9 protein-coding genes are annotated in these 14,367 nt (G+C 73.7%); 3 read left to right on the forward strand and 6 right to left on the reverse strand.

The genetic code is table 11. The features are described from left to right. Both ACWEOZ_RS37005 and ACWEOZ_RS37010 read left to right on the forward strand, forming a co-directional pair. Window positions 1-618, forward strand: a 618-nt coding sequence (locus ACWEOZ_RS37005) for a UDP binding domain-containing protein (protein WP_451915328.1), incomplete at its 5' end; no start/stop codon positions are given. Window positions 619-745: 127 nt separating this feature from the next. Further along, window positions 746-5,833: an SCO7613 C-terminal domain-containing membrane protein gene (locus ACWEOZ_RS37010; RefSeq protein WP_451915329.1), complete on the forward strand. Its 5,088-nt coding sequence runs from the start codon at window positions 746-748 to the stop codon at window positions 5,831-5,833. Between the two features lie 130 nt (window positions 5,834-5,963). Here the strand turns inward: ACWEOZ_RS37010 and purE are convergent, their stop codons facing one another. The 6 genes from purE to mca all read right to left on the reverse strand — a co-directional run bounded on the left by purE (window position 5,964) and on the right by mca (window position 13,773). Next, the gene (gene purE / locus ACWEOZ_RS37015; protein ID WP_451915330.1) at window positions 5,964-6,461 is read right to left on the reverse strand and encodes a 5-(carboxyamino)imidazole ribonucleotide mutase; all 498 of its coding nucleotides are present in this window, start codon (window positions 6,459-6,461) and stop codon (window positions 5,964-5,966) included. After that, window positions 6,458-7,630, reverse strand: coding sequence for a 5-(carboxyamino)imidazole ribonucleotide synthase (locus ACWEOZ_RS37020; RefSeq protein WP_451915331.1), 1,173 nt, complete (start codon window positions 7,628-7,630; stop codon window positions 6,458-6,460). Before ACWEOZ_RS37020 ends, purE begins: the two co-directional genes overlap by 4 nt. Before the next feature lie 51 nt (window positions 7,631-7,681). Then, window positions 7,682-9,670, reverse strand: a complete 1,989-nt coding sequence (locus tag ACWEOZ_RS37025; protein ID WP_451915332.1) for a thioredoxin domain-containing protein — start codon at window positions 9,668-9,670, stop codon at window positions 7,682-7,684. A gap of 35 nt (window positions 9,671-9,705) precedes the next feature. Beyond that, the gene (locus tag ACWEOZ_RS37030) at window positions 9,706-12,258 is read right to left on the reverse strand and encodes an EAL domain-containing protein (RefSeq protein ID WP_451915333.1); all 2,553 of its coding nucleotides are present in this window, start codon (window positions 12,256-12,258) and stop codon (window positions 9,706-9,708) included. A gap of 259 nt (window positions 12,259-12,517) precedes the next feature. Further along, window positions 12,518-12,874: a hypothetical protein gene (locus tag ACWEOZ_RS37035; protein ID WP_451915334.1), complete on the reverse strand. Its 357-nt coding sequence runs from the start codon at window positions 12,872-12,874 to the stop codon at window positions 12,518-12,520. Window positions 12,875-12,891: 17 nt separating this feature from the next. Continuing rightward, on the reverse strand, window positions 12,892-13,773 hold the full coding sequence (gene mca / locus ACWEOZ_RS37040) for a mycothiol conjugate amidase Mca (RefSeq protein WP_451915335.1): 882 nt from the start codon (window positions 13,771-13,773) through the stop codon (window positions 12,892-12,894). Window positions 13,774-13,885: 112 nt separating this feature from the next. On the opposite strand from mca, the gene ACWEOZ_RS37045 reads away from it, so the two are divergent. After that, entirely contained in the window at window positions 13,886-14,305 is a 420-nt protein-coding gene (locus tag ACWEOZ_RS37045; RefSeq protein ID WP_451915336.1) for a DUF4307 domain-containing protein, read from the forward strand. The last annotated feature ends 62 nt before the right edge of the window (window positions 14,306-14,367 follow it).

Here is a 14,367-nt window from a genome sequence, read left to right on the forward strand (position 1 = left end):
GGCTACGACCCGCGCATCGGCAACCGCTTCCTGCAGGCCGGCGTCGGCTTCGGCGGCGGCTGCCTGCCCAAGGACATCCGCGCGTTCCAGGCCCGGGCCCAGGAGCTCGGCGCCGGCGAGGCCCTGCGCTTCCTGCACGAGGTCGACCTGATCAACCAACGCCGCCGCAGCAAGGTGCTCCAGCTCGCCGCCGAGCTGCTCGACCGCCGTTCCGGCCCGGCCGGACCGGACCTGTCCGGCACCCGGATCGCCGTGCTCGGCGCCGCCTTCAAGCCCAACTCCGACGACGTCCGCGACGCGCCGTCGCTGGCCGTCGCGGCCGCGCTGGCCAAGGCGGGCGCTGACGTCCGCGTCTACGACCCGCAGGGCATGGAGAACGCGCGCCTGGCCCAGCCGGTCCTCACCTACGAGAGCTCGATGGCCGACGCGGTCACCGGCGCCGAGCTGGTGTGCGTTCTCACGGAGTGGGCCGAGTTCCGCAACGCCGACCCGCACGTGCTCGGCGAGCTGGTCGCCGGCAAGCGGGTCATCGACGGCCGGAACTGCCTGGACGCGGCGCTCTGGGCCCGCGCGGGCTGGGCGTACCGGGGCATGGGAAGGCCCGCACCGGCCCTCTGACAGGGACCGAAATCGGCTGACGGCCGCGAACCTGTCGGGTTCGCGGCCGTTTCCATTGATCTCGACCTGCCTGAGACTGTTCTAATGAGGTGTCGGTTGCTTCGGTGGACGGGTCGAGGAGGTGCCGGTGGCGCAGGCTAAGGAGCCGGACGGCTACGACGAGGAGCTCGCCCGCATCGAGGCCTCGATCGCGGATCTCAAGATTCGTGACATGGCCGCCGCCAAGGAACGCACGCAGATCGCCAGCAAGATCCAGGCGGCGCAGTTCCAGCGCGACATCCTCGCCCACGCCAACCAGCAGAAGAAGCGCGCCGCGAAGCCCGCTCGCAAGGTGCGCCGCCGGCCGCCGACCGACGGGCCGCCGTCCTGGGCCGAGCCCGGCACTCCGTACACGGGGTCGCCCGGCGCGGCCACCGACGGCGTGACCACGCTGGTCGACGACCCGCCGCCGACCGAGACGCCGGCGCCACCCCCGCCGCCGCGCCGCCGCCGGGTCGCCCCGCTGCCGCCCGAGCCGGAGCCGCCGCACGGCCACGCGCCCGAGACCTCCTCGCAGTCGGTGCAGAACATCCTGCTCGCGCTCAGCGCACTCGTGCTCGGCATCGCCGCCATCGTCTTCGCGGGTGCGGCCACCAACGCGGTCGGCCGCGCCATCATCCTGGCCATCTTCACCGTCATCGCGCTGGGCGTCGCCCCGGGCGTCTCCCGCCGTGGCCTCACCTCCACCGCCGAGACCCTGGCGGCCGTCGGCCTGGTGCTGCTGCCGATGACCCTGTTCGCGCTGCACGGCAACAGTGCGTTCGGCGGCACCGCGGTCCCGGCCCCGGTCTTCCTCGGGGTGACGCTGCTCATCACCGCGGTCGCCTCCTTCGTGTACGCGGGGATGACCCGGCTCGCGGCACCGCGCTACGCGACCGTCGTGGCGGTGCAGCCGGTGCCACCACTGCTGGCCTATCCGGTGATCGAGAGCCCGGCCGGCTGGGCGATGGCGCTCAGCGCCGTCGCGCTGGTCGACCTGCTGCTGCTCACCACGGTGATCCGTGAGGGCCGGCTGCTGCCGCGCTGGCCGATCGGCCGCCCGGTCGCCGCCGACCGGGAGAGCCTGGCCGAGGCCGACGCCCGCGACATCGGCGCGGCGGACTTCGCCGGGCGCGACGCCGACCCGGCCGATCCGGCTTCCTACGAGGCCGGCGCCCCGGTGCGCCCGGAGTCGCTGCCCGAGGAGCCCGACCTGATCATCGACGGGCTGACCGGCCGGCGCCGCTGGAAGTGGCTGCCGACCCGGATCTTCCCCGGCCCGCGTCCGGCCGGCGCCCCGCCCGCGGGGTCCGTCCCGCTCGCGCCGCCCGCCACCCCGCCCTCGGCGGGCTGGCTGCGCGGCCTGACCTTCGGTCTGCTCTGCGTCGCGGCGGCGGGAGCCCTGCTGTACGCCGGCGCCGCCCTGCTCGGCGCGGACGCCGTGCCCGACGCGGTCCGTTCCGGGCTGATCCTGATCCTGGCCGCGGTGACGGTGTCGGCCGCCGCCCAGCTCGTCGGCAAGCTCCTGGCCCGCAACATCGCCGGCGGCGTGCTCGCCCTCGCGGTGATCGCCGCCTGCGCCCGCATCGCCGCCGTGGCGTCCCCGGCCTGGACCCTGGCCGTCGCCGCGGCTGCCGTGGCGATCACCGGCGCCGTCGTCCGGATGGTGCCCGACGAGGTCCGGCGCGGCCCGCAGTACGCCTCGGCCGCCGCCCTGACGCTCATCGGCCTGTTCGTAGCCGTGGACGCGTTGCGCGCGGCGATCGCGCCGGTGCAGGCCGCCCGCCCGATCTGGAACGCCGACACCGCCGCCTACGCGAGCCGGCTGGCCGACGCGGCGGGCCAGTCCGGCTGGCTGCTCGCGTTCAGCGCCCTGCTGCTGACCATCGCCGCGGCGCTCGCCCTGCCGACCGAATACCGCCACGAAGGCGCGGTGGCGGGCGTCGCGCTGACCGCCCTGGCTGTGCCCGCCTCCCTGAGCCTGCCCTGGTCGGAGGCCCCTTGGCCGCTGGTGCTGGCGGCCATCGGGCTCGGCGCGGCCGGTCTGCTCGCGCCGACCCGCCGGGTCGCCATCGCGCACATCGCGGCGGCCGGGGTCGTGGGACTGTTCGGCGCGGCCGCCGCGCTGAGCGCGTCGTGGCTCACCGCCGCGGTGCTGACCGCACTGGCCGGCGCGGGCGTGATGGTCGCGGTCGCGGCCCGCCAGATCCCGGTACGCCTGTACGCGTGGCTCGTCGGTGACTGGGCCTCGGGAGCGGCCGCCCTGGCCATCCCGGGTGCCGTGGTGACCGCCGTGCTGGCCACCCGGGACCCCGGTGGCGGTCCGCCGCCCACCGAGAGCGTCACCGTGCCCGCGCTGGCGATGGGTTTCCTCGCCGTGGCCGGCACGCTGACCTACGCCGCCGTCTTCCAGGTCGCCCGCCGCGAGATCAGCCTGCCGCTGACCGTCGGCGCCGGGGCGGGCGCGGTCGCCATGGCCCTCGCCGCGCTGCTGTCGCCCGGGGCCACCGCCCCCGACATCTGGGTGGGCGCGCTGCTGCTGGCCGCCGCGCTCCTGCTGTTCTTCGCCAAGTCGCTGGACAACGGCCGCCGCGCCGACCGGATGATCGACGGACCGGACATCGCCGCCGCCGCGGCCACCGTGGCCATCTGCGGCGCTCTCGCCCGGGTCGCCGCGCTGGCGTTCCCGCAGGCCCCGCTCGTGGTCGCCGCTTTCGTGGTGCTCATCGTGGCGTTCGGCGTCCGCGCCCTGCCCGAGGACTGGCGCCGCGGCCCGGTCCGCGGCGTCGCGGTCGCCGGCCTGGCCGTGGTGGCGATCGCCGGCTGGCAGGCCCTCGCCAGTGGCCTGCGCATCATCGCGGCGCCGGGCCCGATCTGGAATTCCGACGTCACCGCCTACTCGACCATCCCGCCGCAGGGCGCCTGGCAGGCTCCGGTCGCGTTGCTGATCGCCGCCGTGGCCGCGTCCGCCGCGCTCCCCCGCCCGGCCAAATACGACGTGAGCTCGGTCTGCGTCGCGCTGGCCACGATCGGGGCGCCGGCCGCGTTCGGACTGCCGTGGTGGTCGCCGCTGCTGATCGGCGGGGCCGTCACTCTGGCGTACGGGATCGCCGCCGTCGCCGCGACCGACCCGCGCGCCGCGATCGACCGGGCCGGCGTCGCCGCCGTGGTCGCGTTGCACGCGGCCGGGGCGGGCCTGGTGCGGCCCTGGTCCACCGCGATCGCCCTGGGTCTGATCATGCTGACCGGCATCCTGGTCGCCTGGATGTCGCGGGCCGACGTGACGCCGCGCGCGCAGCGCGAGTGGGCCGGGACGGACGACGGCGACCAGGTGCTCAACCTCGCCCTGGACGACACCGGCATGCCCCGGCACCGGGCCCAGATCGGCGGGGCCGGCACCGCGGCCGCGCTGCTCGCCGCGCCCGGTGTGCTCGCCGCGGTGGCCGCGGAGAACGGCAACACCGCCCAGGTCGTGCTGACCGCCGCGCTGGCCGGCTCCAGCCTCGCGCTGGCCCTGCTGGCGATGGCCGGCCGCTGGATCCCGCAATATCTGCCCTGGGCCACGGTCGGCCTGGTCGGCGGGGCCACGGTCACCGCCCTCGCCTCGGTCCCCAGCGACTACCCCACGGCTTTGTACGCAGCCGCGGCCGCGCTGCTCGGCGTCGTCGCGGAGCTGCTGCGCGGGGCCATCCCGGCGCCGGGCCTCACCGTCGCCCCGAACCGCCACTGGGGCGAAGGCGGCTATGTGCGTCCCCGCTGGACCACGATCCGGCCGAGCGGCTTGAAGGGTCGCTGGCTCGTCGACCCGGCGACCGGCGCGGTGGTCGTCGCGGCGCTGCCGACGATCCTGGCGCTCTTCTCCATCGCCCCGGCGCTGCGCGCCTCCCTGATCGACCCGCTGCAGCAGCTCGGCGCCATCTGGGACGGGCCCGTCGCGGCCCTGTCCGACCCGGTCTCCGGCAATGTCGACGGTACCAGCGTGCTCGCCACCGTGCTGCTGACGATCGCGGCGGCGCTCGCCGCGCTGGGCTTCGGCGGCAAGCCGGCCGAGGCCGTACCGGTGATCCTGCCCGGCCTGGCCATCACCCTGCTGATCGCCCCGATCGCGCTGGATGTCCGCTGGCCCGCGTCGACGACGGCCGCCCTGATCGTCTTCACCATCTCCATGCTGGGCCTGGCGCTGACCCCGCCGCCGATCGCCACCCGGGCCGCGCTGCTGCGCTCCACCCGCAACATCGTCTTCGTCATCGGCCTGCTGGCCGGCGGGGCCGGCCTGGCCGGCAGCCTCGCCCAACGCCAGATGACCCTGTTCACCCTGGGCATGGCGATCATCGTCGGCCTGATCGGCGCGATCGGCGGCCGCAGCCAGCACGCCCGCATCCTGGGCTGGCTGTTCGCCGCGGTGATGGGCCAGATGTTCGTGCTGACGGTCGCCCTGGTGGCCGGGCTGACCCCGCCGTGGGCGGCGTTCGGCGTGCTGGCGGTGGGCGCGGTGCTGCTGGTGCTGGAGGCCCTGCTGCCCCGCCTGGGTCTGCCCGAGTACCGCCGCGAGGCAACCACGGTCGAGTGGAGCGGCTACGCGTCAGCGCTGCTCGCGGGCGCGCTCGCCTTCGACTCCCCGGCGCACCTGGCGGCTCTGATGGCGGCGTGGGGCGCGGTGCTCGGTCTGACGGCGACCCGCCCGGGCCGCACCCCGAACCAGCGCCGCAACCTGTTCTGGCTGGCGGTCGGCTTCGAGATCATCGGCATCTGGCTGTTCATCGCGATCGCGGACGTGGCCCTCCCGGAGGCGTACACGCTGCCGTTCGCCGCGCTGGCGCTGCTGGTGGGAGTGCTGGAGGCCCGCCAGCGCCCGGACCTGAGCAGCTGGGCGGCGTACGGCCCGGCGCTGCTGGCGGCCTTCGTCCCGACGATCGGCATCGTGGTCGCCACGGACGCGGGCGACCTCCGCGAACTGCTGCTCCTGCTGGGCGCGGTGGCCACCCTGATCGTCGGCTCCCGCCTGCAACAGCAGGCGCCGGTGGTGGTGGGCGCGGCCGCGACGGCGATCGCGGCGATCCACTTCGCCACGACGCTGGTGGGGCCGTGGCTGGTCCTGGTCCCGGTGGGTGTGATCCTGCTCTTCCTGGGCGCCACGAACGAAAACCGCCGCCGCACCCAGGAACGCCTCCGCGGCGCCCTGGTCCGCATGCGGTGACGCGCGACGGAGGCACCTCTCCTGCCGCCGTCTCGCTCGACCCTGTAGCGGCTATGGGGCCGCAGGGATGTCGCTTGCCTGGCTGCTCCGGACGGCACCGGCCGACCACAAGATCGGCGGTTGACCGGCCTCAGCCGAGCAGGCGGGCGCGGAGCGCCTCGTCCTTCTCCGCGACGACCTGCTCCAGGCTGGTCTGGAAAGCCTGCATGCGCTTGAGCAGCACCGGGTCCGACGCCGCCAGGATCCGGACCGCCAGCAGACCCGCGTTCCGGGCGCCGCCGATCGAGACCGTCGCCACCGGCACGCCGGCCGGCATCTGGACGATCGACAGCAGCGAGTCCATGCCGTCCAGATACTTCAGCGGCACCGGTACGCCGATGACGGGCAGCGGGGTCATCGACGCCACCATGCCGGGCAGGTGGGCCGCCCCGCCCGCGCCGGTGATGATGACCTTGAGGCCGCGGTCCGCCGCCGAGGTCGCGTAGTCGACCATCTTCCGCACTGTGCGGTGGGCCGACACGACGCCGACCTCGAACGGGACCTCGAACTCGGCGAGGGCCAGCGCCGCCGCCTCCATCGTCGACCAGTCCGAGTCGCTGCCCATGATCACGCCGACGACCGGTGTCATTCCTTGCCTTCCTGGAGCCAGCGGGCGGCGCGCACGGCCCGGGCGCGTACCGCGGTCATGTCGTCGCCCAGCACGGTGACGTGCCCGATCTTGCGGCCGGGGCGGACCTGCTTGCCGTACAGGTGCACGCGGGCGCCCGGGTCGGCGGCGAACAGGTGGTGCAGGCGCTCGTCGATGGACATGCCGCCCGGTTCGCCGCCGAGCACGTTGGCCATCACGACGGCCGGCGCGGCCAGGGAGGTCTCGCCCATCGGGTAGTCGAGCACGGCCCGCAGGTGCTGCTCGAACTGCGACGTCCGCGCGCCTTCGATGGTCCAGTGGCCGGAGTTGTGCGGCCGCATGGCCAGCTCGTTGACGACGATGCCGGACTCGGTCTCGAACAGCTCGACGGCCAGCAGACCGACCACGCCGAGGGCGTTGGCCAGGTCGATGGCCAGCTGCTGGGCCTCGACGGCCAGCGCCTCGGAGAGGTCCGGCGCGGGCGCGAGCACCTCGACGCAGATGCCGTCCCGCTGCACGGTCTCGACGACCGGGTACGCCGCGACCTGCCCGAACGGCGACCGGGCGACCAGCGCGGCCAGCTCCCGGCGCAGCGGCACCCGCTCCTCGACGAGCAGCTCGGTGCCCGTGGCGACCAGCTCGGCGGCGGCCGCCGCGTCGTCCAGCATCCAGACGCCACGACCGTCGTAGCCACCCCGTACGGCCTTGGCCACGACCGGCCAGCCCACGCCGGGGGACGCCGGCTCGGAGGTGCTGTCGGCGAAGGCGGTGATGTCCTCGACCGAGGTGACCGGGCGCCAGCGTGGCACCGGTGCGCCCAGTGCGGACAGCCGTTCCCGCATCTGCCGCTTGTCCTGCGCGTACCGGATCGCGTCAGCGCCGGGGTAGATCTTGACGCCCTCGGCCGCGAGCGCGGCGATGTGCTCGTTGGGCACGTGCTCGTGGTCGAAGGTGACCGCGTCACATCCCTTGGCGAACTCCCGCAGCGCGGCCAGATCGGTATGCGTGCCGATCCGCACATCAGCGGCGACGAGGGCGGCACTGTCGTCGGGCGACTCGGAGAGCACGCGCAACGACTGGCCGAGGGCGATCGCGGCCTGGTGGGTCATCCGGGCCAGCTGGCCACCGCCCACCATGCCGACTACGGGCAGACCGGTTCGGGTATCCATCTCGCCGCCAGCCTAACGATGCCCGGCGCAGCCCCGCCAAGCGGCCCGAACTCAGGCGGACAGGCGGGCCACGAGGTCCTCGACGGTTGTCACCGGGCGGTCGCAGACGAACCCACGGCAGACGTACGCCGTCGGCCTGCCGTCGATCAGCGGCCGGTCGGCCAGCAGCGGCACCCCCGGACGGTCCGGCTCGCCGGCCACCACGACCGTCCCCGGCGGGGCATGCCGGTGGGCCGCCGCCACCAGCGGATCCCCCGCCGGGTCGGTGGTCACGATCGCGATCTCGTACGGGCCGGCCAGCACCGCCTCGGCCACCGTCGCGGAATAGCCGGCGAACCGCGGATGCCCACCGATCAGCGGCCCCACCGTGGCCAGCGCCGCGTCCGCGGCCTCCCGGTACCGGGTCTCACCGCTCAGCGCCGCGTACGCCACCAGCGCGGCACAAACGGCAGCCAGCCCCGACGGCGTCGCATTGTCGGTCGGGTCCGCCGGCCGCGTCACCAGCCGTTCCGCGTCGTCGGCCGTGTCGTAGAAGCCGCCCTGCCCGCTCGGGAAGTGCTCGAGAGCCACGTCGAGCAGCGCGCGGGCCCGGTTGAGCCACTCCCCGTCGCCGGTCAGCTGGTGGATCGCGCAGAACGCTTCGGCCACGCAGCCGTAGTCCTCCAGCACACCGGCCGGTTCGCCCACCACGCCGTCACGGGAGACGCGGCGCAGCCGGCCGTCCACGATGTGCCGTTCCGCCAGCACCGTCGCGAGTTCGACCGCCGGCGTGCCGTCCGTGCCGGTGAGCTGCGCATACTCGGCCAGGGCGGTCACGGCCAGGCCGTTCCAGGAGGCCACGACCTTGTCGTCGCGGGCCGGCTGCGGGCGCCGGTTGCGGGCCGTGAGCAGGCGCGCCCGTACGTCGTGCCACCGCTCCACAAGCTCAGGCACCGCGGCCTCGATGTCGCGGGCCAGCACCAGCACGCTGCTGCCGTGCTCGAAGGTCCCCTTCGTCGTCACCCGGAACAGGTCCGCCGCCCAGGCACCGTCCTCGTCGCCCAGCGCCTCGGTCAGCTGCGCCGGCGTCCACGCGTACGTCAGGCCTTCGGTCCCGTCCGTGTCCGCGTCCAGGGCCGACGCCAGCCCGCCGGCCGGGGTGCCGAGGTCGCGCAGCAGGAACGCGGCCGTCTCGTCGGCGACGCGCCGGGCGAACTGGTCGCCGGTGAGCCGCCACAGCTGGGTGTAGACACGCAGCAGCAGGGCGTTGTCGTACAGCATCTTCTCGAAGTGCGGCACGGTCCACGTGTTGTCCACCGCGTAGCGGGCGAAGCCGCCGGCCAGCTGGTCGTAGATGCCACCCCGGGCCATCTGCTCGGCGGTGTGCCGGACGATCTCCAGGTCGCCGGGCGAGCCGGTGCGCTGGTGGTGGCGGAGCAGGAACTGCAGGTTCATGTGCGGCGGGAACTTGGGGGCGCCGCCGAACCCGCCGTACGAGCGGTCGTGGTCCTTGGCCAGCAGCTCCGCCGCCGTGTCCAGCAGTTCCGCCGAGATCGGCGCGGTCTCGCCGCCGGTCAGCTGGGCGCCGCCGATCGCCTCGACCACCGCCGATCCCTGGGTGATCACCGCGTCGCGCTGGTCGCGCCAGGCGGTGGTGACCGAGTCGAGCAGGCGGGTGAAGTTGCCCTTGGGGAAGTACGTGCCGCAGAAGAACGGCTCGCCGGCCGGGGTGGCGAAGACCGTCATCGGCCAGCCGCCCTGCCCGGTCATGGCCTGGGTGGCGGTCATGTAGACGGCGTCCACGTCGGGCCGCTCCTCGCGGTCCACCTTGATCGCCACGAAGCCGTCGTTGACCAGCCGCGCGACCTGCTCGTCCTCGAAGGACTCGTGGGCCATCACGTGACACCAGTGGCAGGCGGCGTAGCCCACCGAGATCAGCACCGGCACGTCGCGGCGGCGGGCCTCGGCGAAGGCCTCGTCTGACCAGGGCCACCAGTCGACGGGGTTGTCCTGGTGCTGGAGCAGGTAGGGCGAGGTCGCGCCGGCAAGACGGTTGGCCATGCAGCCAACCTAGCCCGAGCGGGGCCGGCTAAACCTCAGGAGGCGCCGTCCGCGCGCAGCGCAATGACCTTGGGGGGCGCCGCCTGGGCCAGCTGGTTGAGCGCCGCGACGATCTTGTCGGCGGGCAGGGGGCGGCTGAAGTGGTAGCCCTGCGCCGAGGTGCAACCGAGCGCCAGCAGGGCGGCGCGCTGGTCGGCGGTCTCGACGCCCTCGGCCACGACCCGCGCGCCCAGCCTGGCGCCCAGCTCCACCGCTCCCCGGACCACGGCGGCGGCCGCGGCGGAGTCGGTCATGTCGGTGACGAACGACCGGTCGACCTTCAGCTCGTCCACGGCGACCCGGGTGACGAACGACAGCGACGAGAAGCCGGTGCCGAAGTCGTCGACCGAGATCTGCACGCCCATGTCGCGCAGGGCGGCGATGACCTCGTCCACGACCTCCTGGTCGCTGACCGCCACCGACTCGGTGATCTCCAGGACCAGCCGGCCCGCACCCAGCCGGTGCCGGCGCAGCGCGTCGGCGACCTGGGCCGGCAGGGTGGCGTCGAGCAGGCTGCGCGCCGACACGTTGACCGAGACGGGCAGGTCGAGGCCGTGGCCGGACCAGTCCGCGGCGGCGGCCAGCGCGTGGTCGAGGACGTAGCGGGTGAACGGGGCGAGCAGCTCGCCGTGCTCGATGGTGTCGATGAAGTCGTTCGGGTTGAGCATGCCGCGCCGGGGGTGCTTCCAGCGGATCAGCGCCTCGACGCCGGTCGGCGCGCCGGTCTGCAGGTCGACCTCGGGCTGCAGGACGAGCACGAGCTGGTCGTCGGCGGTGAGCGCGTCGTAGAGCTCGGCCGGCAGGGCCAGGTGGTCGGTGCTGCTGGCGTCGCGCGCGCTGTCGTACGCCGCCACCCCGACGTGCAGCTCCTTGGCCTGGTCGAGGGCGATGCCGGCCCGCCGGATCAGCTCGGCCAGGTCGGTGGAGCCGGCGCTGGACACGGCCACCCCGACCGCGATCTCGGTGACCAGCCGGACGCCGCCGATCTCCATCGGCAGGCCGAGCTGGTCGACCAGCTCGCGGGCCCGGCGCACGGCCCGGGGCAGCGGGTTCGGCGTCTCGTGCAGCGGCGTGGCCGAGTCGGTGAGGGTGGCGATGGTGGGCAGCAGCACGGCGAACTCGTCGTCGCCGAGGCGGGCCACCAGCTCCTGCTCGCGGGCCAGGTCGGTGAGGCGTTCGGCCACCGTGCACAGCATGGCGTCGCCGGCGCGGTGCCCGAGGGTGCCGTTGACCTCGCGGAAGTCGTTGAGGTCGAGCAGCAGCAGCGCGACCGGCCGGTCCCGGTCGAACGAGTGCAGCAGCGCGTCGCCCTCGCTGAGCAGCGCGGATCTGTTCGCCAGCCCGGTCAACGGGTCGTGCACACCGTCGTGGGCCACCTTCTCTTCCAGCTGAGCCAGCCTCTCGTGCGCCGCCGCGTCGTGCAACGCGCCGGCCAGGGCATCCCCGTACGCGGAGACGGCGAGCTCGTCCCGGGCGACGGGCAGGGTCGGCTCGGACAACCACACAGTCAGCTCGCCGACCTCGGCGCCACCGACCGTCATGGTGCGCGTGATCACCGGACCGGGCAGGGCACCCGGGGTCGGGTCGTGCGAGGCGCCGTCGGCCGCGTACCGCCGGGGGCTGCCGGTGCGCTGCAGGACCTCGATCTCCACGCGGAGGGCGCCGAAGACGTCCAGCGCCCCGCGCAGGCCGGCCGCCGCGACGGCGAGCTCCGAGGAGCCGCCCAGGGTGCGGGTGGCGCGGGCGAACGCCTCCCAGATCCGGCGTTCCTCCTCGGCGCGCAGGTGGTAGCGGTAGGTGCGTTGCAGCAGCCACAGCGACGGCGGCACCGCGAGCAGCCAGATCGGCCCGTTGACCAGCGCGAAGAGGGAGAGCAGGCCGACCAGCACGTTGCCGACGAACATGGGCAGCTTGGCGTGCAGGGCGCGGACGGCGATCTGGGCCGGCGGGGCGTCCCGGTGCAGGGAGAGGGTCAGCACCGCGAGACCCATCGTGACGACCAGATAGGTGAACGCGCCCGCGATGAGCCCGACCTGCGTGCGCGTGCTGCCCAGCGGTGCGGCGGGGCCGGCGATGGCGTAGGCGATGGTGGTCGCCGCCGCGGCACCGAGGCTCAGCGAGGCGGCCAGGTGCACCAGGTCGGCGACGACGCGCTGATCGTTGAGCCAGGTGATGACGACCCAGGCGCCGACGGCCCCGAGCAGGGTGGCGGCGGGCAGCCAGCCGGGCGGCGCCAGCGCGAAGCCGACGATGAAGGCTGTCTCGCCCCAGGAGATGCTCACCGTGCCGCGGCCGACCCGGAAACGCAGCCGGGCGAGTTGCGCGGCCGCCACCAGCAGGACGGCGATGCCGATCGCGCCGGCCGGTGAAAGCGACACGATTTCCGGCCCGCGCAGCGGAACGATCATGCCGGCCACGGCGACGAGCGAGGCCGTGACGACGACGATCCAGGTAAGGACCCGACCGGCTTTGGGTCGCGACGGCGGACCGCTCTTGCCGGGGGCTCGATCGCGCCGGGCGTCGGTCGCGAGGACGGGCTGGGAAGTCATGCCACCCCCCTGCTGACCAGCGGCACTGGCGGATGCACGTGCATCTGCAGTGGAGGAAGCGAGGGCTGGAAGATGGTCATCGTCAGCCCCCTTTCCGCACAGGGTGGAGGGACGTCAAAGCCCCCCGGCGGAAGGCTAAGCCAATCCGGCAGAACGCAACAGGGGTTGACGGATGGGCTCTGTCAATGTTCCGCCAGAGACAGAACACACCGGAGAGCAACCCGCGGGTCTTGACAAAGTGGAATTCAGTCCGACGTAACTAAGCGTTCTCGCCGCGCCGCTCGCCGGCCGCCGGGCCGTCGCCGCGGTCCACGCCCTTGACCTCGGCATCCATGGACGAGGTGGGGGCGTCGGCGGGGTCCGCCCCAGCGCCGGGGCCACGCGGGGTGGCCCCGGGACGCTGGAGGTCCGCATCGAGCCGCGCGATCTCCGCGGCCCGCGCGGTGGCCGCCGGATCCGGGAAACTGTCGGGAAGCCGACGCAACCGCTTGTTCATGTTGCGGATCAGCAGGACTGTGCTCACAGCCATCAGCACGATGATGAACAGACCCATCGGACCGGCCAGGCCGCCCGATCGGGTATCACCGAAGTTGTTGACCGCCACCACGAAGTCCATGGCATTCACGGTACGCCTCAGCGGGCCTCGACCCGCTCGCGGATGCCGGCGAAGAGGTCGGACTCCGGCAGCGGGCTGTCGACCAGCGAGCGGACCAGCTCGAAGTCCTCGGTCGGCCACACCTTCTGCTGGAGCTCCATCGGCACGTGGAACCAGAAGCCGTCCGGGTCGACCTGGGTGGCGTGCGCCCGCAGCGCCTCGTCGCGGACCTCAAAGTACTCGCCGCACTCGATCCGGGTGGTGATCTTGTCGCCCCGGTCCGGCCGCTCCTCGGCGCGCTCGAGCCACTCCTTGTACGGCGACTCGAGCCCGGCCGCGAGCATGCCCTCGTGCAGGGCGAGCATGCGGGCCCGGGTCCAGCCGGAGTTGTAGTAGAGCTTCAGCGGCTGCCACGGCTCGCCCAGCTCGGGGTGCTGCTCCGGGTCACCGGCCGCGTCGAAGGCCAGCACCGAGATCTTGTGGCACATGATGTGGTCGGGGTGCGGGTAGCCGCCGTTCTCGTCATAGGTGGTCATGACGTGCGGCTTGAACTCGCGGATCAGCTTGATCAGCGGGATCGCGCCCTCGGCCGGGTCGACCAGCCCGAAACAGCCCTCGGGCAGCGGCGGCAGCGGGTCACCCTCGGGCAGCCCGGAGTCGACGAAGCCGAGCCAGGCCTGGTCGACACCGAGGATGGCCCGGGCCTTGTCCATCTCGGCCCGCCGGATGTTCGCGATGTCGGCGATGACCTCCGGACGGTCCATCTTCGGATTGAGCACGCTGCCGCGCTCGCCACCCGTACACGTCGCGACCAGCACCTCGACGCCCTCGGCGACGTAGCGGGCCATCGTGGCCGCGCCCTTGCTGGACTCGTCGTCGGGGTGCGCGTGCACCGCCATGAGACGCAACTGCTCAGCCACTGATTTCTCCCTCGACCGGGCCTTGTCGTCAGGACCCCGGTGCCGGCTGCGAAGATGGACAGGGCCATTCTGGCCGATGGCACCGACAAATTCCGCAGGAGAGGTCCCCCTGGTGAGCGAGACGCGCGCCACAGCTCCGGTATTCCCGCCGGGCCGCTACGGGCGGCGCCGCGACGGACGCCGCCGGTTGCTGGTGCCCGCCCTGCTCGCGCTCCTGGTCGGGATCGCCGCCGTGTTCCTGGTGGTCCGGCTCTACGGGCAGTACGGCGACCCGGACTACGACGCGCAGATCGTCGGCTGGTCGGACGTCACCGACACGCAGATGACGATCCGCTTCAAGGTCCGGGTGCCGGCCGGGGGCTCCGCCACGTGCGGCCTGCGGGCCCGCGACTACGGTGGCGCGGAAGTCGGCCGTCGCACGGTGACCGTCTCGGCCGCGGGATCCGCCACCACGATCGACGCCAGCGAGGTCGTCCCGACGACAGCCAAGGCCGCCGTCGGCGACGTCGTGCGGTGCGCGGCCGCGAGCTGACCCACCGGGTGCCGTGCGCACCGCTGGTAAGCTTGGTGATTCGCTCCGTACGCCTGTTCGTT

The organism is Actinoplanes sp. NPDC004185 (assembly GCF_053603475.1).

Excerpts from the sequence above, each read along its gene's own strand:
- ACWEOZ_RS37020 (WP_451915331.1), bottom strand. The coding sequence starts at position 7,630 with ATGGATACCCGAACCGGTCTGCCCGTAGTCGGCATGGTGGGCGGTGGC.
- purE (WP_451915330.1), bottom strand. The coding sequence starts at position 6,461 with ATGACACCGGTCGTCGGCGTGATCATGGGCAGCGACTCGGACTGGTCG.
- ACWEOZ_RS37025 (WP_451915332.1), bottom strand. The coding sequence starts at position 9,670 with ATGGCCAACCGTCTTGCCGGCGCGACCTCGCCCTACCTGCTCCAGCAC.
- ACWEOZ_RS37030 (WP_451915333.1), bottom strand. The coding sequence starts at position 12,258 with ATGACTTCCCAGCCCGTCCTCGCGACCGACGCCCGGCGCGATCGAGCC.
- ACWEOZ_RS37035 (WP_451915334.1), bottom strand. The coding sequence starts at position 12,874 with ATGGACTTCGTGGTGGCGGTCAACAACTTCGGTGATACCCGATCGGGC.